The 19,229-nt window shown below is 31.2% G+C and carries 16 protein-coding genes; 3 read left to right on the plus strand and 13 right to left on the minus strand.

Features of this window, described 5'->3' with window-relative positions; all coding sequences use genetic code 11:
* Window positions 1-23: 23 nt before the first annotated feature.
* Window positions 24-1,259 carry an ATP-dependent Clp protease ATP-binding subunit ClpX gene (gene clpX / locus B0A58_RS05645; RefSeq protein WP_089080224.1) on the plus strand — a complete coding sequence of 412 codons (1,236 nt, stop codon included), beginning with the start codon at window positions 24-26 and terminating at the stop codon, window positions 1,257-1,259.
* Between the two features lie 385 nt (window positions 1,260-1,644).
* On the opposite strand, the gene B0A58_RS05650 is transcribed toward clpX, so the two are convergent.
* The 4 genes from B0A58_RS05650 to B0A58_RS05665 all read right to left on the minus strand — a co-directional run bounded on the left by B0A58_RS05650 (window position 1,645) and on the right by B0A58_RS05665 (window position 5,648).
* Window positions 1,645-2,895: a dicarboxylate/amino acid:cation symporter gene (locus B0A58_RS05650; RefSeq protein WP_165766296.1), complete on the minus strand. Its 1,251-nt coding sequence runs from the start codon at window positions 2,893-2,895 to the stop codon at window positions 1,645-1,647.
* Between the two features lie 28 nt (window positions 2,896-2,923).
* Window positions 2,924-3,988: a chorismate synthase gene (gene aroC / locus B0A58_RS05655; RefSeq protein WP_014083474.1), complete on the minus strand. Its 1,065-nt coding sequence runs from the start codon at window positions 3,986-3,988 to the stop codon at window positions 2,924-2,926.
* Between the two features lie 96 nt (window positions 3,989-4,084).
* Window positions 4,085-4,714, minus strand: coding sequence for a Crp/Fnr family transcriptional regulator (locus B0A58_RS05660; protein WP_089080225.1), 630 nt, complete (start codon window positions 4,712-4,714; stop codon window positions 4,085-4,087).
* Window positions 4,715-4,832: 118 nt separating this feature from the next.
* The gene (locus B0A58_RS05665; protein ID WP_089080226.1) at window positions 4,833-5,648 is read right to left on the minus strand and encodes a 2OG-Fe(II) oxygenase; all 816 of its coding nucleotides are present in this window, start codon (window positions 5,646-5,648) and stop codon (window positions 4,833-4,835) included.
* 53 nt (window positions 5,649-5,701) lie between these two features.
* Between B0A58_RS05665 and B0A58_RS05670 the strand changes: the two genes are divergently transcribed.
* A complete protein-coding gene (locus B0A58_RS05670) occupies window positions 5,702-6,598 on the plus strand; it encodes a glycosyltransferase family 2 protein (protein WP_089080227.1) in 897 nt (298 codons plus the stop codon).
* A gap of 56 nt (window positions 6,599-6,654) precedes the next feature.
* On the opposite strand, the gene B0A58_RS05675 is transcribed toward B0A58_RS05670, so the two are convergent.
* From B0A58_RS05675 to B0A58_RS05685, 3 genes are read right to left on the minus strand one after another with little or no spacing between them, the layout of a single operon-like run.
* Window positions 6,655-7,755 (minus strand): glycosyltransferase, encoded by a 1,101-nt coding sequence (locus B0A58_RS05675; RefSeq protein ID WP_165766297.1) that lies wholly within the window; start codon window positions 7,753-7,755, stop codon window positions 6,655-6,657.
* Entirely contained in the window at window positions 7,752-8,141 is a 390-nt protein-coding gene (locus tag B0A58_RS05680; protein WP_089080229.1) for a sugar 3,4-ketoisomerase, read from the minus strand. Before B0A58_RS05680 ends, B0A58_RS05675 begins: the two co-directional genes overlap by 4 nt.
* A complete protein-coding gene (locus B0A58_RS05685; protein ID WP_089080230.1) occupies window positions 8,138-9,244 on the minus strand; it encodes a glycosyltransferase in 1,107 nt (368 codons plus the stop codon). The genes B0A58_RS05680 and B0A58_RS05685 overlap by 4 nt, the downstream gene beginning before the upstream one ends.
* 51 nt (window positions 9,245-9,295) lie before the next feature.
* Here B0A58_RS05685 and B0A58_RS05690 point away from each other — a divergent pair, with 51 nt between their 5' ends.
* Entirely contained in the window at window positions 9,296-10,192 is an 897-nt protein-coding gene (locus B0A58_RS05690) for a glycosyltransferase family 2 protein (RefSeq protein WP_089080231.1), read from the plus strand.
* Window positions 10,193-10,278: 86 nt separating this feature from the next.
* On the opposite strand, the gene B0A58_RS05695 is transcribed toward B0A58_RS05690, so the two are convergent.
* The 6 genes from B0A58_RS05695 to B0A58_RS05720 all read right to left on the minus strand — a co-directional run bounded on the left by B0A58_RS05695 (window position 10,279) and on the right by B0A58_RS05720 (window position 18,869).
* Window positions 10,279-11,046 carry a class I SAM-dependent methyltransferase gene (locus tag B0A58_RS05695; protein ID WP_089080232.1) on the minus strand — a complete coding sequence of 256 codons (768 nt, stop codon included), beginning with the start codon at window positions 11,044-11,046 and terminating at the stop codon, window positions 10,279-10,281.
* Between the two features lie 203 nt (window positions 11,047-11,249).
* Window positions 11,250-12,239 carry a glycosyltransferase family 2 protein gene (locus B0A58_RS05700; RefSeq protein ID WP_089080233.1) on the minus strand — a complete coding sequence of 330 codons (990 nt, stop codon included), beginning with the start codon at window positions 12,237-12,239 and terminating at the stop codon, window positions 11,250-11,252.
* 11 nt (window positions 12,240-12,250) lie between these two features.
* Window positions 12,251-13,684, minus strand: a complete 1,434-nt coding sequence (locus B0A58_RS05705; RefSeq protein ID WP_089080234.1) for a DUF6056 family protein — start codon at window positions 13,682-13,684, stop codon at window positions 12,251-12,253.
* A gap of 234 nt (window positions 13,685-13,918) precedes the next feature.
* A complete protein-coding gene (locus tag B0A58_RS05710; protein ID WP_089080235.1) occupies window positions 13,919-14,557 on the minus strand; it encodes a T9SS type A sorting domain-containing protein in 639 nt (212 codons plus the stop codon).
* A gap of 3 nt (window positions 14,558-14,560) precedes the next feature.
* Window positions 14,561-17,074, minus strand: a complete 2,514-nt coding sequence (locus tag B0A58_RS05715) for a hypothetical protein (protein WP_141841255.1) — start codon at window positions 17,072-17,074, stop codon at window positions 14,561-14,563.
* A 373-nt stretch (window positions 17,075-17,447) separates the two neighbouring features.
* Window positions 17,448-18,869 carry an ATP-dependent DNA helicase gene (locus B0A58_RS05720; RefSeq protein ID WP_089080237.1) on the minus strand — a complete coding sequence of 474 codons (1,422 nt, stop codon included), beginning with the start codon at window positions 18,867-18,869 and terminating at the stop codon, window positions 17,448-17,450.
* Between the last annotated feature and the right edge of the window lie 360 nt (window positions 18,870-19,229).

Consider the following 19,229-nt stretch of genomic DNA (forward strand, 5'->3'; position numbering starts at 1 on the left):
ATACGATTATTAAAACAAAAAAAATGGCAAAAAACAAATCAGCATGTGGATTTTGTGGCAGAACAAAAGCAGAAACACAATTGTTAATTGCAGGAATCGATACCTTTATTTGCGATTCGTGTATTGAACAAGCCCACATGATTATCCAAGAAGAAATCAAATCCAACGCCCAATTACGCAACAACAACTCCGATTTGATTTTACGAAAACCAAAAGAAATCAGGGCTTTTTTGGACCAATATGTAATAGGACAAGATCAAACCAAAAAAGTCATGTCGGTGGCTGTTTACAACCATTACAAACGGTTGATGCAACAAACATCTCAAGACGAAGTGGAAATTGAAAAAAGCAACATTATTATGGTTGGACAAACGGGTACTGGCAAAACATTAGTAGCCAAAACCATTGCTAAAATGTTAGATGTGCCCCTTGCCATTGTAGATGCTACCGTACTTACAGAGGCAGGATATGTGGGCGAAGATGTAGAAAGTTTACTTACTCGACTGCTTCAGGCTGCCGATTATGATGTAGAAAAAGCCGAAAGAGGCATTGTGTTTATTGATGAAATAGACAAAATTGCCCGCAAAAGCGACAACCCATCTATTACCAGAGACGTATCGGGCGAGGGTGTGCAACAAGCATTATTGAAACTTTTGGAAGGAACAGTTGTAAATGTGCCACCAAAAGGAGGCAGAAAACATCCTGATCAAAAATTTGTTGAAGTAAACACCCAAAATATTTTGTTTATTGCAGGAGGTGCCTTTGATGGCATTGAAAAAATTATTTCAAAACGCTTAAACAGACAAGCCGTTGGCTACAGTACCTCGCAAAACAAGGATCAAGTAGATAACAACAATTTATTGCAATATATTATTCCAAAAGACATCAGAGATTTTGGGTTGATTCCAGAAATTATAGGCCGTTTGCCAGTGCTTACCCACATGGATCCATTGGATAAAGACACCTTGAGAAGCATTTTGACTGAACCTAAAAATGCGTTAATCAAACAATACAGCAAATTATTTGCAATGGACGAGGTAGCATTTACAATACAAGATGAAGCATTGGATTTTATTGTGGACAAAGCACTAGAATACAAGCTAGGAGCCAGAGGTTTACGCTCGCTTTGCGAAGCCATCCTAACCGATGCCATGTATGAATTGCCAAGTTCTGAAAATAAAAAACTCGACATCGATTTAAATTATGCCGCACAAGCCTTGAGTCAAAATTTATTAAAACGATTGGAAATAGCCTCGTAAAACAGGTGGTTTATAAACCAAAAATCCCTCAAACACAATATGTTTGAGGGATTTTTTTTGGAAGATAATGTTCTAAAAAAGGGTGTAATCCCAAATAGAGCAGTGTGCTAAAAAGTGTATAAAGTTTTTTTAGCCCAGATTGAAGTGAAAAACCCGCAGCCACAAAAGGGATTTTTTTGTAGCCACAAAAGAGCGACCAGCGGAAGCTCCTTTTGTGGTGTACAAAAAACCCTTTTGTGGCGAGGATTTGTAACGAAAAGCTGGAATTGCTACTTAAAGCACAATACTTATACTATATTGGTTTTACACTTTGACAAAGATGGAGAATAACGCTTGGCAAAATAGGTAAGACTATAGGATAAAATAGTCTTGATTTTAAAATTGGCTATTCTTTTTCCCATTTTCCAACGACAGAAGTGGCCAAGGCATTGCCTAAAACATTTGTAGCACTTCTAAACATATCGCAAAAATGATCGATTGGCAATATGAGTGCAATACCTTCTATGGGGATTTTAAACATGCCGCAAGTGGCTGCTACAACGACCAAGCTGGCCCGAGGAACTCCCGCAATACCTTTGCTGGTGAGCATGAGTACAAACAACATGGTGATTTGTGTGGGATAGTCTAACTGTATGTTATATACTTGGGCTATAAATATACTGGCAAATGTCATATACATCATACTTCCGTCTAAATTGAAGGAATAACCAAGGGGCAACATAAATGAAACTACTTTGTCTTTGACTCCAAATCGTTCTAGTTCTTCGGTTAATTTTGGGAAAACCGCTTCGGAACTTGTGGTACCAAACGCAATCATGAGCGGACTTATGATATGGTTTAGCAATACAACCATTCTTTTTCTTAAAAATAAAAACCCAACAGCAATAAGAAAAACCCAAAGAGACCCGATTCCGACTAAAAATGAACCAAAAAACTTGGCATAAGTAACCAAAAGTTCGTTTAAATCGCGGATGGCAAACACACCTGCAATGGCACCAAACACGCCAATGGGTGCAAATTTCATGACATAATTCACCATTTTTAATACGATGTGCGATATTTTATCCAAAGCATTTACCACGGGTTTTACGTGTTGTCCGAGCGAGGCTGCTGCAAGTCCAAAGAAAATGGAAAAAATAACGATTTGCAAAATTTCATTGGTTGCCATGGCTTCGACTATACTTTTTGGGATGATGTGTTCTACAAAATTTTGTGCCGAAAAATGACTTGTTTTATCGGTAACTTCGCTAGCACTATTCAAATCTACATTTCCAAGGGTAAGGCCTTTGCCAGGTTGTAAAACATTGATCCAGAACATACCGATTAATAACGATACGAACGAGGCCGAAAAAAACCAAGCCATAGCCCTGCCCCCTATTCGCCCAACTGCTTTTAAGTCGCCCAACTTGGCTATACCAACCACTAAAGTTGTAAAAACCAAGGGCGAAATAATCATTTGTACCAATCGAATAAAAACGGTAGCGAGCATTTTTATTTTATCTGAAAATGATTTGGCCGCTACGGCATCATAATGATTGTGAATAATAATACCCAAAATGGCTCCAAGCAGCATGGCTATTAATATTTGAAAAGTCAAATTACTAGTAATTGATTTTTTTGGAGTAGTTGAAGTCATTATTGTATTTATTTGAATGATAAAAAATTTATTTTTGATATGCTTGATGCATGAGTTGCATGTCTGCAACTACTAATGCGGCCATGGCTTCTACAATGGGTACGGCTCTTGGCACCACACAGGGGTCGTGTCTTCCTTTGCCTTGTTGTGAGATGATGGTATTTTGGTTTGTCAATACGTCTTGCTTTTGAATTAAGGTTGCAACGGGTTTAAAAGCAATTCTACAATAAATATCCATGCCGTTGCTAATCCCCCCTTGAATACCTCCAGACAAGTTGGTTTTTGTTGTTCCATCAGGGTGGTACAAGTCGTTATGCTGGCTGCCCGTCATTTTTGAGCCACAAAAACCGCTGCCGTATTCAAATCCTTTGACAGCATTGATAGACAACATGGCTTTGCCCAACTCGGCATGTAGTTTGTCAAAAACAGGTTCGCCAAGGCCAATCGGCACGTTTTGAATAACACAAGTAATAGTTCCGCCCACGGTGTCGCCTTGTTTTTTAATGTCTTTGATATACGCTTCCATTTTGGCAGCAGTTTCGGGGTCTGGACACCTTACCGGATTACTTTCTATGGCATTAAAATCAATATCTTGATAAGGCTTTTCCATAAATATTGACCCCACAGACGATACAAAAGCATGAATTTTGATGTTTTTTAAAAATTGTTTGGCAATGGCTCCGGCCACTACTCGACTGGCTGTTTCACGGGCAGAGCTTCTGCCGCCGCCTCTATAATCTCTAAAACCATATTTTTGATCATATACATAATCGGCATGGCTGGGTCTGTATGTATTTTTGATTTCGGAGTAGTCGCCAGATTTTTGATTGGTATTTGGAATGATAAATCCAATAGAAGTTCCTGTGGTTTTTCCTTCAAAAATTCCTGACAAAAACTGCACCTCATCATTTTCTTTTCGTTGGGTTACAATGGCAGATTGTCCTGGTTTGCGGCGTTCCATTTCGTGTTGTATGGCCTCAAAATCTAAAGTAATTCCAGCGGGGCAACCATCAATAATGCCGCCAAGTGCCTCGCCATGTGATTCGCCAAAGGTTGTAATTCTAAAAAGTGTTCCAAAAGTATTTCCTGCCATTTTATTAATTTTTTTTCAAAAGTAAGCATTTAGTGTGTATCCTTAAAACGTTTTTTTAAAAAGATGCTGATCTGCCACAAAAACACACTCAAGGTACTATATATCTAACAATTCGATGTGATTTCGGTGCAATTTTAACATGCCTCGTTGCTCCATTTTTTTCAACAATCTGGACACCACTTCTCGAGAGGTGTGCAATTCGTTGCCAATTTGTTGGTGCGAAATTTTCAAATCAAAACAACCACAAGCGTCGCTGTGTCTTTTGAGGTAAAACTCCAATCGTTCGTCCATGGCTCTAAAAGCTATATTATCTACAACTTCCAACACCTCTTCAAACCTACTTCTGTAAGTTTCGATTACAAATTCGTACCACGTTTTGTGATTCATCATCCATTTATCCATCAATTGAAGTGGAATACTAATAATTTCTGTCTCCTCAACTACTTTGGCCATAATTTGGCTTTGTTTGTTTCTGGTAGCACATATCATAGAAATAGCACAAGCCTGACCAGGTTGTAAATAATACATAAAAAATTCTCCACCTTCGTCGTCTTCTCTGTATATTTTTATACGTCCTTTCAATACTAAAACCGTATTTTTGATGTACTGACCTGTTCGCATCAAAATGGTTTCGGCTTCAAAAACATTTAAAGTTGCATGATTTTCAATTTCTGAAATTAAGTCATTTGAAAAATTAGGAAATATTTTTTTGAGTGCTATTTTCATTTTTTAAGTGTCCAATAAAATTTGGTTTCAAATATACAAATTCTATTTTATGTTTGTTACAATTTTAAAAAAAAGCAATTTTATAATTGGAAGCAACATTTACATACATAAATAAGTACTATTTTTTATAAAAATGTGGATTTTCCTTGATGCCTTTTTTAAAAAACTGCCGCACAAGCATCCGTAAGCAGTTATCGGCTTGCAAAATGACATCGGTTAGTTTGTTTTCGGGTCTTCCTCGAAAAGATGTTACATGAAATTGGTCTAAATCTGTAAGTGGCTGGTTTGAAAAATAATAATTAGAGATACATTTTCGGGCATCATTTACGACAACGGGCGATACAGAATGTAAAGATTTTTGGTGTGTTGCCATAACAACCAAACGGTTGAATTGACTTGCAATGGTAACAGGTTTATGGTGGAGGCCGTGTGGCCAAAGCTCCAAATGTCCACCATTTTCGAGTGTCCAGTTTGGCGAAACGTAATATAAAAGGTTGAGTACCCGCCATTTTTCACGATTTTTGTCGTGTGAATTATCCAAATGCGGATTCAAAAATTGGTTTTTCTCCATCAACGAAATGCCACCTGCATACAACGAATCGTCTGGAATCACATCATCAATAGTGCAAATTTCGCTAATTATCCTCACGATTTTTTCGTCTTGAAAAGCAAATAAAACTTCTTCTAAAATGGGGTGGTACAAATTCATTTGAACCGCAATATATTTGTCCTCTCTAAGGCTTTTTTTGAGTACCATGGCGTCCGATTTTGGAAAAACATCGTGCAACAGAAGTGCCAAATCGTTGGGTAACAATTGATCTATATAAAAAAAACCTATTTCGTGTTTTGATTTTAAGAATTGTTCTTGCAAAGCCAATTTTTGAGCATTGAGTTGCTCATAAATTAAAAGTGCTACATTTGTTCGATTATACATTTTGTTTTGATCAATAAAAATACTTTCTTTGCAAATATAGAATATTTAGTAAAATGATTTCAATATTAATTCCGATATATGCCTTTAATGCGGTTCCGTTAGTAAAAGCATTACACAAACAATGCATTTCATCACAGATTACATTTGAAATTTTAGCACAAGATGATGCTTCAAACTCCAATTTTAACATTGAAAATGCTGCTATCAATCATTTAACACATTGTAGTTTTGTTACATTAGAAAAAAATGTTGGACATCGTGCCAATAGAAATATATTAGCTAGTAAAGCAAAATATGATTATTTGTTGTTTATTGATGGCGATAGCACCATCATTAGCGATAATTATATTCAGAATTATCTTATGAATTTAAATTCTTTCGATGTTATTTATGGTGGCAGAGTACATCCTGCTATTTGTCCGTCTGACAATCAAAATTTAAGATGGCAATATGGCAAATTTATAGAAGACAAATTAGCAAAAGAAAGGATGGTTAAGCCTTTTCCAAATTTATTATTTAACAATACTGTAATCAAAAAAAAGGTGTTTGACGCTGTTAAATTTGATACCTATTTTAACACCTATGGTCATGATGACACATTATTGTCTTATCAATTGTATTTAACTAATGTCAGTGTATTACATGTAGATAATCCTATAAAACATGAAGATATTGATACTAATACTGCTTATTTAAATAAAATGAAACAGTCTTTAACTACTTTGTATTTGTTGTATAAAGAAGAAAAAATAAGCATCACTTATAGTAAATTATTACAAGTAATTCATTTTTTGAATACTTATAAATTGAGCTACATTATTTCGAAAATATACCTTTTATTAGAACCAAAAATAAGCGCACATTTAGAAGGGAAACACCCCAATTTGTGGGTTTATAATATTTTTAGAATTGGTTTTTTGTGTTCAAAATGTACTGAAAAAGAATCGTAGATTTTAAAAATATATAATTGAAATCATTTAACTATTACATTTTAATTTAAAATTTACTAATTTTTATTACAACAAGATAAAAATAATTCGTGCCATTGGTACATAATTTGATCCAATTCGTATTTTTTTGCCAATTTAGCACTCTCTTTACCCATTTTTATTCTTAAGGATTCATCAACCATCAATTGTTCTAAAAATTCCAAATAGGACACTTCGTTGCTATTTTGAACTAAAAATCCATTGATTTGATGTTGGATTATCTCCTTTGGGCCATTTGGACAATTATAAGCTATACATGGCAAACCACATTCCATAGCTTCTATTAATACCATTCCAAAAGCTTCAAATCGAGAGGTCATTGCAAAAATAGCAGCATTTATATAGGCGTCTTGAATGTTTTTTACGGCATTGTAAAAAATGACATTATTGTCAATTTGTAAATCTTTTGCCCTTTTTTTCAAATCCATATCGCTTGATTCATTGCCATAAATAGCTAATTTCCAAGTAGGGTATTTTGGAATTAATTGACTCCAAATGGACAATAACTGATCAAAACCTTTTTCATAAACATGCCTTCCAACTGCAATTACAAGCGGATTTTTGAGTTCTGATTTTTGAGCAGATGAAAACCATATTGGGTTTGCAATCACTGTAGCATTGGAACATTTCCAATCGTTTATGGCACTTGGGGTTTCTAAAACTACTTTGGAAAATTGATTTATTCCAAAATGTTTGTACTTGTTTTTGAAATAATTATATATCCTATGGCTAATTTTTTTTCCGTTTAAATTATCTACCGAAACGGTCGAATGTACTTCATAGAGTAAAGGTTTTGGGTATTTAACTAGAAAAGGCAGCAAAAAAGATTTTAAACCATTGTCGCATACCACAATTAAATCTGGATTGTAATTAACCAACCAGTTATTTAAATATTTATAATATACAAATATAGATTTGATGGCTTTTTTGTTAAAAGGAATCGTAACCCATTCAATATCAGGATGAAATGTATAAAAAGGGGTTTCATGACTTTCAATTTGCGATAAAATGGCAATTTCATATTGTAAATGGGTAATCAAATAATGAGTTTTAATAGATAAAATCCTAGCTACGCCACCCTCATCGAGAATACTTGGTACAATATACGCTATTTTCATTTGAGACATTCTAAAAATTCGTTGTAATTTCTAATATAATCTGTTTCTAAATAGGTATCTGAAGCAATCACTAAACAGACAGCTCCAGATGAAAAGTTTTCTAAATCGCTCCAAATAAAATTTTCAATAAGTAAACCAACATTCGGTTTGTTAAGGGTAACTTTTTCAGTTTTGACACCATTTTTCAGTACAACATCAAAACTACCTGAAATGGCAATTAATATTTGTTTTAAATTTTTGTGTGCATGTCCTCCCCTTTTTGCAATACTTGGAATATCATACATAAAATAAACCCGTTTAATTTCAAAGGGTATCGTATCTTTTTCAATAACAGCTAAATTACCAAAAACATTTTCAATTTCTGGAATTTTAATCAATTGTATCATACTTTTTTGAGGTATATATTCATTAAATCAAGCCATTGCTTACCAATTTGTTCTAAAGAAAACGATAGTACACTTTGACGGGCCTTTTCTTTGCAAAATTGATACAATTTTTGGTCTTGTACAAATAAGTTTAAGGCCTGTGTGAATGCTTCAAAATTTTGATTCTCAACCAGAATTCCATTTTGATGATCCAGAATCAATTCGCCTGGACCTGTCAGGCAATTTAGGGCAACAACCGGCGTTTCGCAAGCTAAAGATTCTAAGATAACATTGGGCAACCCTTCATTTTTACTAGTTAAAACAGCAAAAAGTGCATTTTTTAAATAGTGATAAGTGTTGCTTTGAAATCCTTCAAAATGCACTTTATCGGAAAGATTCAATTGGTGTGCCAATATTTGATAGCTTGACTTTAAATGCCCTTCGCCAAGAATAAGCAAATGAATATTTTGATTGGGCAAAATAGAATTTGCATAAGCTTTTATCAATCTGTCAAATTGTTTGATAGGTGTTTCCATTTGCCCGATAGCAATAATATATTGATAATCAATATCCAAATAACACTCTTTTTGTTTGTCTATTAATTCAAAATCTATTGGATTGTATATCGTTTGTACGTTTTGGAATCCATATTGTTTTTCTATCACATGTTTTGATACATCAGTAATGGCAATAATTTTATATGTGTTTTTATATATTAGTCGAGCCAAGAATTTGTTTGAAGGTATATAATGATGTATCAAATAACTGTGTACTAAAAATATTGTAGGACAAGGATACAACCAGCGGGCTATAAGGAGCTCTTGAAAAGGTTTAATTCTAAACCGATGATCGATGATAAAATCAAATTGATGTTGTTTTAAGTAATTTTTTAAAAAAATCATCCTCTTGCATTTATTTAAAACACCATTTGACTCGTTTTTGAATAATCCTAAATTAATTAAAGTACCCCTGTATGGATAGCTTACATCATTTAAAACTATAATATTATGAACTTCTATTTGGTTTTTTTCAAAAAAAACGGATAAATTTGCCATCACTCTTTCGCCTCCACCTACATTGAGTCGGAAACCAATTTGTGCAATTTTATATTTTTTTTGGTTCAATTTATTATGGTTTTACTATTTTCGCATCAAATATATAACTTTCTAACTTAAATGCAAGACTTTCCATTAGTAACTGTTGTTTGTATGTGTTATAATCATGCTCCATTTGTGGTAGCTTGTTTAAATTCTGTATTATTTCAAACGTATCCTCATATAGAACTGATTATTGTGGACGATTGTAGTACTGATCAAAGTGTTGCCGTTATTCAAAACTGGCTGGTTGATTATCCAAAAATCAAATTTATCAAAAATGAAAAAAATATAGGTTGTACTCGATCATTCAATAAAGCGGTTGCATTTGCTGAAGGCGATTATTTGATAGATTTAGCGGCAGACGATCTTTTACAACCTTGCTGTGTGGCATTACAAATAAAAAAATTTCAAACCTCAAAGTATGATAATCTTGGCATTGTATATGGCAATGTAGCGCTTATTGATGCTAACGGGCAGTTTTTAAGTTATTTTTATGAGGTAGATGAGCATTTGAAAAGAGTGGTAAAAGCGCCAACTGGATTGCTGTATAAAGAACTTGTTGCTGGTGATCAAAATGTGATGTGTTCGGTTTCTGGTATGGTAAAAAGAAGTGTTTTTGATGCTTTACATGGCTATGACGAACAATTGCAATATGAAGATTTGGACTTTTGGATAAGGGTTTCTAGAGATTATAATATTGATTTTATAGATGCTATTCTTGTTCAAAAAAGGGTTCTACAACATTCACTTGGGGCTCAGTTCGTAATACCTAAAAACAACCTTTCTGATTCGACTTATTTGATTTTGCAAAAAACATTTCAACTTAATAGAAACAAATCAGAACACCGTCATTTGCAAAAAAGGGTACATTATGAAATAGTAGCCCAATACAAAATTAGCAACTGGGCTTTGATGTTGCGATATGTTGTATTGAGAATTAAAATAGAAATGAAAGTTTTCATTAATATCTATTAATTTTTAAAATTATTGTATTTTTTGTAGTATTTACTACATATAATTATTTAACAAAAACATTGTTAGTTTATATTGAAACCTGTATGTTATTTGCTTTTTTTCCATGAAAACAATAACGAAACACCAAAAGGTAGTCTTATATTATTTTTAATAAATTTACTTTCAAAATATAAAATGCGATACAAAAGTGAATTTAATATAGTAAATTTAAAGGTACTAAAATCGCTACCTGAATCGGAATTTGTATCCTGAAATCTGAATATTCGATTAAAATATCTTATACAAAAAATAGGACTAAATAAAAGGCAATTAAAATAGGAACTAAAAATAATTTTACCATTATTATCTTTTTCAAATAGTAATTTAATTTCATTACTTCTATATCTCCTAAAATGCTGATTTACAACATCGTGATGACTCCATAATTGCATAAAAGCAGGTACTGTAATGAGTATGATTCCATCAGGATTTGTAACACGTTTCATTTCAAAAACTGCTAAATTATCATTTAAAACATGCTCAATTACATCAAATGCACAAACTAAATCAAAACTTGATTTTGCAAACGGTAGGGAAGTTATGGAACCATGAATAATATTTAAGTTTGTTATTTCATTTGTAAAAGCAACACACTCTTCATTATATTCTATAGATGTTACAGTTCCAAATTCACTTAAAAAAATTGAACTTTTTCCAGTTGCACATCCAATATTTAATATTTTTAATTTCTTATTAGGTAAATTATTATTTTTTATTATTTTTTTGATAAAATCACGTAAAATATGTTCTCTAGCTATAAACCACCAATGGGATCTTTCTAAATCATAATATTCTTTGTAATATGCTGTATTCATTATTTTAGAAATTTATTTGGTATTAATACATTTTCAGAACATTAAATTTGTTTTTATTAACAACGTTTTTTTTTACATCTAAATCATTTATGACAAACCGAAAATGTATAGTTACATGTCTTCGTTAAAATTTAAAACTTTAACGAATTTAACTAAAAAAAATAAGGTTTCATATTCTATAAAATTTAAGTTAAAAACAATTTTTATAGAGTTTTTTTATGTTCAATTTCAATTTTCTTACCATCTTGAACAATTTTATCAATTACATACAAAGGCCTGTTTCTAACTTGATTATATATTTTAAGAACATATTCACCTATCAATCCTAACGATATAAGCTGAACCCCACTGAACATAATAATAGCAAGTAATATAGCACTAAATCCTTGAGGTACATCATTATAAAATACTTTTCTGTATAAATTATATACAAAATACATTAAGGAAAGTAAAATTGTAAATAATCCTAATTTTGTAATAAATCGTATTGGAAAATCACTAAAATTAAATATACCTGTTATAGCTAATTCTAATAGACTTTTCAAACTATATTTAGATTCTCCGCCTTGTCTTTCTTCTCTATCGTATTCAAATCCAATTTGTTTAAATCCTACCCAAGCCCTCATACCTCTAATGTATCTATTTTGTTCAGGCATATTATTAATATTATCTACAACTCGCCTGCTCAACATTGAAAAATCGCCACTGTCAATAGGAATATTAAAATTTGATATTTTTTTTTGTAATCTATAATACATTAAATAGGAGTATCGCTTTAAAAAATTTTCTTTTCTATTTTTTCTAACCCCGTATATTACATCATAGCCACATGTAAGCAAATTATAAAAATCAGTTATTAATTCTGGAGGGTCTTGTAAATCACCATCTATTATCATAATCCCTTTTTCAGCTCTAGCATAATTAAAACCAGCCGTTACTGCAAATTGATGCCCGTAATTTCTTGATAAAAACAAGCCCGTAAATCTAACATCGTGTTTACAAACATCTTGAATGAATTGGGGGGTTCTATCTGAACTACCATCATCTATTAAAACAACTTCACAATTAAAATCGACACTATTTACTGTGTTTTTTAGTCTATCTATTAACTTATCAAAAACGACTTCCTCGTTATAAAGAGGTACAATTATTGAAATATCTATTTTAGTACTATTAGATGTATTTTGTAACACTATATAAAAATTTATTCTGTTAATAGAGGATTTGTGGGATTTATAATAATTGATTTTTTTCTATAATATCTTGCTATTTCAAGATTTTTCCAATTATTTTTATCAGATGTTAAACCCATTACCTCTTCGCTATAAATAGTTTGAGGTTTGTTCTCTAATGCTGGCAAAATACATTCAGAGTTTGGGTTTTTGATTATCATTTCAAATCTTTTATTTAATTCTTTATTGTATTTATAAGCTTTACCACTAATTAAATCAAGATAGGACAACGTTACATTATTATCTGAAAATAGAAATAAACCTATAAGAATTCCTAATGTCAATTTCTGATTTTTTAAGGATATAAAATTTATGCGCTTTTTTATACAAAAATGATATATTAAACAAATTATAAAATAGATAAAGTTTAAAATAAAAAAAAAATAAATAGTATTGACTGTCCTACCTGGTGGTGCTGAATTTGTACTCCAAAAACAAGCAAATATATCGATATTAATTGTTATCCACAATAACATGAAAGCATAGGCCGGAGACATTAAATATTGGTAAGGTATATTACTCTTTATTATTTCAATCATTTCATCAAACCAGTAAAAAACTATGAGAATTAAAAAAGGTAACCATTTCATTGTATATGAAATTGCAAACTGAAGTGTTTTTAATAATGAATGTAAAAACTGATGGTTGCTATTGATTTGATTTGCTCTTGCAGTGTTTCCAGGTGCCATTATCTCAATTAATCCCAAAAAAATAGTTACTATTAATATACTAGTTAATATTCCATTAATTTTTTTGTTATAAAAAAAATAAACAATAAAGAGTATTGAATTTATAAATAAAATATTTATTACGGTAATTTCATTACAACCCATAGTTGCAATTAGGACTAAAAATGCAAAAAAAATGTTTATCCCTTTACCCGTAAAAAAAAATTTAAACAACAATCCATAAAAGAAAAAAACCAATATTACTGGCAGGAAATTTGTAATAGATCCAGGAATCCAATAAATACCTTCTGCTATACTTGGCATTTTACAAATATATACTACTATGAATGTACCAACTAAAGCACTTATTTGAGTAAATGTCAAACTTAAATTTAAGTTTTTGAAAAAAAAATAAACTCCCAAAATAAAAAAAGCTATTAAAAAAATGGGGATTAGCTTAAATCCAAAATAATTATTATATACTAATGGGTCTAAAATGCTTATTACTCCATTGGCAAAATACCTCCCCGACCATTCAATATACCTTCTAATTTGTAAATCCCACAAATGTTCAACTTGAGATTCATAACTCAAATCAAAATCATCAGATGCAGGGTTATTAAAAAAACTTAATAGTATTAATGGAAAAATACATATAAAACCTAAATATATAAAAATAGATGAATATTCTAAATGTACCTTTAACTCATAAAAAACATGTCTTAAATTACGTTTCATTCCTGCATACTTAATTAATTACTATTTTATTAATATTTTTCTTTATTTTTTCAATTCAAATTTTTTAAATACTATTACAAATCAAAACATATTACTAGTATGATTTCTATAATTAACAAAAATACACTTTTTAATTTTATTTTGAACATTTATCAATAAAAATAAACTCCTTTTCTTTAAAATCTTCAAAATTGGATTTTAAAAAAAAAGGAGTATTAGTAAATCCACAAAAAATTATTCTTTTACAAATCTAATAGTTTCTCGATTATCTTCTGAAACTAAAGTTGCCATATACACACCTACGGGCAAAGCTACGGTGTCTATTATTTTCGGAGTATCTTTTATTACTTGTTCCATGACTAAAGCTCCTTTGCTATCATATATGTAAAGTATAGCTCCATTGGAGTAACTACTAGATAATTTAATAGTAAGATCGTCTTTAGTTGGATTTGGATACAAAAAGGTACTGCTTGTTTCGACAGCCCTTTGTGATTTTTCTATAAGCTCTTTTTTTGTTATCAAGGCAACATCACCTTCTTTATTTGGTATTAAAGTCGATTCCAAAAGGTCTATTTCATTTGTGGCTATAAAATCAATAATTGATTTTTCTGACATAATAATATTTTTTAACTCTAATTTATTTGAAACACTTTCTAATTTAAAAGTTCCATTTGAAAAATTAATTTTTTCAATTTTAGCTATTCCTTCTGCATTATTCATCTGCGATACAAACTCTTGTGCTTGATGCAATGATGAGAATAGTTGTGAAATAGTTTTGTTTTCTACACTACTTAAATTTGAAAATTGTTTAATCTCTTGCCCATTTGACAAAAGTGTAGTACCAATTGCTAGCAATACCATTTTATTTTTCATGTTTTAAAATTTTTCCTTTTGAAGTTGTTTAACTATTGTTTGTAACTGTTCTATTTTCTTGTTTTGGTCTATGATATAAAGTGTTAGCTCTTCAATTTTTTGCATTTGAAGTTTTGCCATTTCCAGCATATCAACACCTTTTTCAACAACTTCTTTTTCAGAAGGTATATTTGGTAAATGTCCGTGATCTATAATATGTTTTTCAACTTCTTGTAATGTTGGCAATTTATAATCTTTTGCAAAAACAAAATCACTCCAATAATTTGATGATAATTTAAGACCAGCACCTCTTATTTTACCATTTACTACTAATTTATAATTACCATCATTTGTTGCTGTTGCATCGCTTGGATAGCTAAATATTTCTGTTCCTATTGCTAGTGCAGAATTTGCTTTAGGCATAGTCAATGCTACATTATTATTTCCATCTTCATATATTTTATATAAATGTTGCTGGTTTTTATTTAGCATACCAAATTCTGTAAAGCCATTAGCTTCAGCAACCATTCTAAATCTTCCCATATCATTTCGGTCTTCAATTCCAAAAAAAACAACTGGTTTCTGATCTAAGTTTGAAGAAGGAAAATCAAAAAAATTCAACATTCTTGTTTTATTATAACCAGATCCACTTCCTATTACAGAACCAGCAGACAAAACAATACATTTATCATTACGCTCACCACCATCAACAAAAAAAGATCCGTTTGGCAGTCCCGAAGTTGTTAAAATTCCTTGTCCAGCTTCTACATCTCCATCAATTTTAAGCTTAGCAATTGTGTTATAACCGATATAAGCTACTGGTGCACTTGTTCCAATTCTAACATTTCCCGCATTATCTAGCCTGATTCCAGGTGCATTTGCTGGATCTGGTACCGCTGGGTTATTTACAATAGCAAAATTATTCATCTTAACATTTTGCGAGGCTATATGATTCCAAGTTGAATTGCTTAAAAGATCTGAAACTTTTGTCCATTGGAAAGTACCATTGTGGTCTCTATTGGTAATAACACAAAGTGGTGTTTGAATTCCAACTACAGGTGCTGGATTTAATATTGGAGCTATATAATATGTTGGTGGATTTGCTTGATGATTCCATAAACCACTTGGGGTTGGTTGATATGCAAATGAACTGTTTTGCAACAATCCGCCACCAAAAATAATTTTATTAAAATCTTGTACCAAAAAATCATTTTCGGTTTTATTATAATAATTTTGTCCAAAAACAGCAAAGTCTTTAACGCCTCTCAAAATATTATTAGTATAACCATTTACATCGTTATTATTTATGAGTTTAGTATCATATCCATCGTCTTTTATATAAAATGGGTCATTTTTAAGGTTTGCAGTTGCTCTCAAATTTGAATTTTCAATGGTTAATTGTTTTGCAGAGGATGAAATATCGTATATAAAAATGGAAGGAGAGGCTGCTGTCCAATCAAATGTATTGATGTTTGTGAGTGTGTTACGATCTCCATGAATTCTTCTAAATACAAATTGATTTTTTATCTTGTCTGGTTGTATCCCAAAATTGCTAAAAAGATTATTACTACAATTTGCAGCTACTGGACCAAAGTCCACAGCTGTTTTAAACCTCTCTATTATTATATCATTAAATACATTGCCATTAAAAGTACTTTGAATAAGTAATGAAATATATTTAAAGTTATAACTAATTCCGATATCACAATCTCTTATTTTAATATTATTAAACTTATTAAAATCAGATTCATAAGCAAGTCCATTAGGATTACTAGTAGTACTAATAAAAAAACCGTCTAAAATAGTAGTAGTAGGATCGTTATCTAAAGGTAAATCAATTAATATAGCACCATTGCCTTTTGCAACATTTGCAGTAATTTGAGTTTCTTTTTCTACAGGTTTATTGTCTATCCATTGAATATCTGACACGTATTTTGTAAAATATTGCTCTGTTTCTGCTACTTGAGCGTTTTGAATCCATAAATTTTCAATTAAAGCATACTGTCCTCTAGCTCCAATCCTTACACCCGTTCTTATTTTTGTGTCTAAATCAATAAAAATATTGCTAATTATATTATTTTCACAATACGAATCGTTAATTTTGGGTGTATTTAAAAAAGCTCCTATATTAAAAATACTCGTTAAAGTTGTTACATTAGGCTTTATAATAGTACCCATACCTGCCCCTTCTATTTTAATTCCCGAAAGTAGTTTGTTAGTAGTAATACTATGAAAATTTATTGTCTTATTTACCAAGTAAGTTCCTTCTTCTATATAAATATTTTTATAACCCGCATTTAATGCAAATTGAATAGCATCATTCAAATAATTTGTTCCTGAATTTGTTACAAAATAATGTGCCGCATTTTTAATATTTGATGGACTTACTGGAGTCGATGATGCACTTATTGTAAATACCTCTGTTCCGATTACAGTTGGATTTGTTTGCCCTAAAATTACATTATAAGTAACCAAAAGGGTAAGACTTACTAATTTCCATAAATTTTTAAAAAATTTATGATAAACATTTTGTTTCATTTTTTTCATTGTAGTTTAAATTAAGATATTTATAAGTCTCAAAATTAGTTGTTATTTATATTATAAAAAAAATAAAAACAAATTTTTTTATACTATTTTATTTAAAATAATATATTAATAAATCATAAAAATAATTATTTAAAACATAATATTAAATTATTTTTTTAATTTAAGTTAAAATAATAATTTAATAATTTATTCATAATACTTTTTTTTAATTAATTACTGCAAATAAAATGAAAAAAATTTAACCACAACGATAACTTTAGATAATATCCCAATACAAAATCAGCAACTGGGCTTTGATGTTGCGGTATATTGTATTGAGAATTAAAATAGAAATGAAAGTTTTTATTTATTTAAATAAATAAAACTATAAAAACCAATCGTCCTTAAAGCCAATCAAGTAGAGTTTGTCCTTGGCTCTGGTTATGGCTGTATATAACCATCTAATATAGGCGGAATTGATGCCCTCGGGCAAATAGGGTTGTTCTATAAATACAGTGTTCCACTGTCCACCCTGCGATTTGTGGCACGTAATTGCATACGAAAACTTTACTTGCAAACCATTAAAATATTCGTTTTCCCTTACTTTTTTATATTTATTATACCCCGTTTTTTCATCTTCATAATCCTTCATAACTTCTGTATATAGCAAATTGGATTGTTCATAAGTTAGTGCAGGTGATTCGCTGGAAATCGTGTCGAGAATCAAAACGGTTTCAAATGGTTTTTGGTTTGGATAATCTACCATTCGGATTTTGACCCGTGCAAATTTGAATTGATACAATTCCTTAAAACCGTGTATTTCTAAAACTTCGATAATGTCGCCATTGGCAATAAATCCTGCCTCGTCTTGGTCTTTGAGCCAATAATAATTGTTTTTTACCACCATCAAAAAATCGCCCGTGGCCAATTCACTTTCTTTAAATAGTATTTTGGATCGTATTTGTTCGTTGTATTGATTGGCCCTTTTGTTTGACCTTACAATAAAGGCGGTATCTTCTATAGAATAATTGCTATAAGCTGTATTGATGGCATCCTGAATGTCGTAGCCGTCTGTGAGCCGAATTATATCTTTGAATCCTTTGATTTTGAATCGGAATTCGGTGATAAAACTGTCTTTTAAAAGCGATCGCAACTCGGTAGCATTATACAAAATACCCGAATGTAAGGCCTGACGCATTACCTCATCGAGCTCTATCCAATCGATTTTTTTGTCATAATGTAGGGCCAAAGTATCGGGGTCTAGTGCGGGTGAAACCTCCATATTGACGGGTGGCAACTGGGCTGTATCGCCCAAAAGTATCATTTTACAATTGGTGCCGCTGTAAATATAATCGATTAAATCGTCCAAAAGCGACCCGTTTTCGTACATTTTGCTATCCTGTCCAATATCCGAAATCATCGAAGCCTCATCTACAATAAATAGGGTGTTTTTGTGTTTGTTTTGTTGTTTGGTAAAGGCTATGCCGCCGCCCGTAGATTTTTTTGGATAATATATTTTTTTATGAATTGTAAATGCTGGTTTTTGGCTGTAGTTGGCTATCACTTTGGCGGCTCTTCCTGTGGGAGCCAACAACACATATTTTTTGTTGATGGCAGCCAATTGGTTTACAATAGTAGCAATTAGGGTTGTTTTTCCTGTACCTGCAAAGCCTTTCAAAACAAATATTTCGTTGTTGGATGTATTGGTAATATACACCGCCATTTTTTGCAAAAAAGCAGCTTGCTTGAGTGTGGGTTCAAAAGGGAAATGTTGATTGAGTAAACTATAAAACTTTGCCGATTCCATGTGATAAATACTTTGGCACAAAGTTATACCAAATATAGCTATAAAAAAGCTCCAACAGTTTGTTCTTTTTGCTAAATGAAGCCGAAAAAAATGTAGTTTATTTAAGTGTTTATTATTGTAATTTCATTTAAAAAATCATTATTTTTTTTGTATAAAATATAAATAAATATAAGCAAATACACAATATTATCTTTGCAATAAACACCAGATTCTGCGTAAGGGATAGTAGTGGAAATCCTTTTAGAAGCCCCCCATCCCCCAAATGGGGTGTTGTATTGCACGAATATCGTTTCTGAATGTGGTAATCAAAAAAGATTATTTCACAAAATTATATTATACCCAATATATTTATAAAATAGT

The sequence above is a fragment of the Flavobacterium branchiophilum NBRC 15030 = ATCC 35035 genome (genome assembly GCF_002217205.1).
Taxonomy (GTDB): Bacteria; Bacteroidota; Bacteroidia; order Flavobacteriales; family Flavobacteriaceae; genus Flavobacterium; species Flavobacterium branchiophilum.

Coding starts and splice junctions, on each gene's coding strand:
- clpX (WP_089080224.1), top strand. CDS start 24: ATGGCAAAAAACAAATCAGCATGTGGATTTTGTGGCAGAACAAAAGCA.
- B0A58_RS05650 (WP_165766296.1), bottom strand. CDS start 2,895: ATGACTTCAACTACTCCAAAAAAATCAATTACTAGTAATTTGACTTTT.
- aroC (WP_014083474.1), bottom strand. CDS start 3,988: ATGGCAGGAAATACTTTTGGAACACTTTTTAGAATTACAACCTTTGGC.
- B0A58_RS05660 (WP_089080225.1), bottom strand. CDS start 4,714: ATGAAAATAGCACTCAAAAAAATATTTCCTAATTTTTCAAATGACTTA.
- B0A58_RS05665 (WP_089080226.1), bottom strand. CDS start 5,648: ATGTATAATCGAACAAATGTAGCACTTTTAATTTATGAGCAACTCAAT.
- B0A58_RS05670 (WP_089080227.1), top strand. CDS start 5,702: ATGATTTCAATATTAATTCCGATATATGCCTTTAATGCGGTTCCGTTA.
- B0A58_RS05675 (WP_165766297.1), bottom strand. CDS start 7,755: ATGAAAATAGCGTATATTGTACCAAGTATTCTCGATGAGGGTGGCGTA.
- B0A58_RS05680 (WP_089080229.1), bottom strand. CDS start 8,141: ATGATACAATTGATTAAAATTCCAGAAATTGAAAATGTTTTTGGTAAT.
- B0A58_RS05690 (WP_089080231.1), top strand. CDS start 9,296: ATGCAAGACTTTCCATTAGTAACTGTTGTTTGTATGTGTTATAATCAT.
- B0A58_RS05695 (WP_089080232.1), bottom strand. CDS start 11,046: ATGAATACAGCATATTACAAAGAATATTATGATTTAGAAAGATCCCAT.
- B0A58_RS05705 (WP_089080234.1), bottom strand. CDS start 13,684: ATGAAACGTAATTTAAGACATGTTTTTTATGAGTTAAAGGTACATTTA.
- B0A58_RS05710 (WP_089080235.1), bottom strand. CDS start 14,557: ATGAAAAATAAAATGGTATTGCTAGCAATTGGTACTACACTTTTGTCA.
- B0A58_RS05715 (WP_141841255.1), bottom strand. CDS start 17,074: ATGAAACAAAATGTTTATCATAAATTTTTTAAAAATTTATGGAAATTA.
- B0A58_RS05720 (WP_089080237.1), bottom strand. CDS start 18,869: ATGGAATCGGCAAAGTTTTATAGTTTACTCAATCAACATTTCCCTTTT.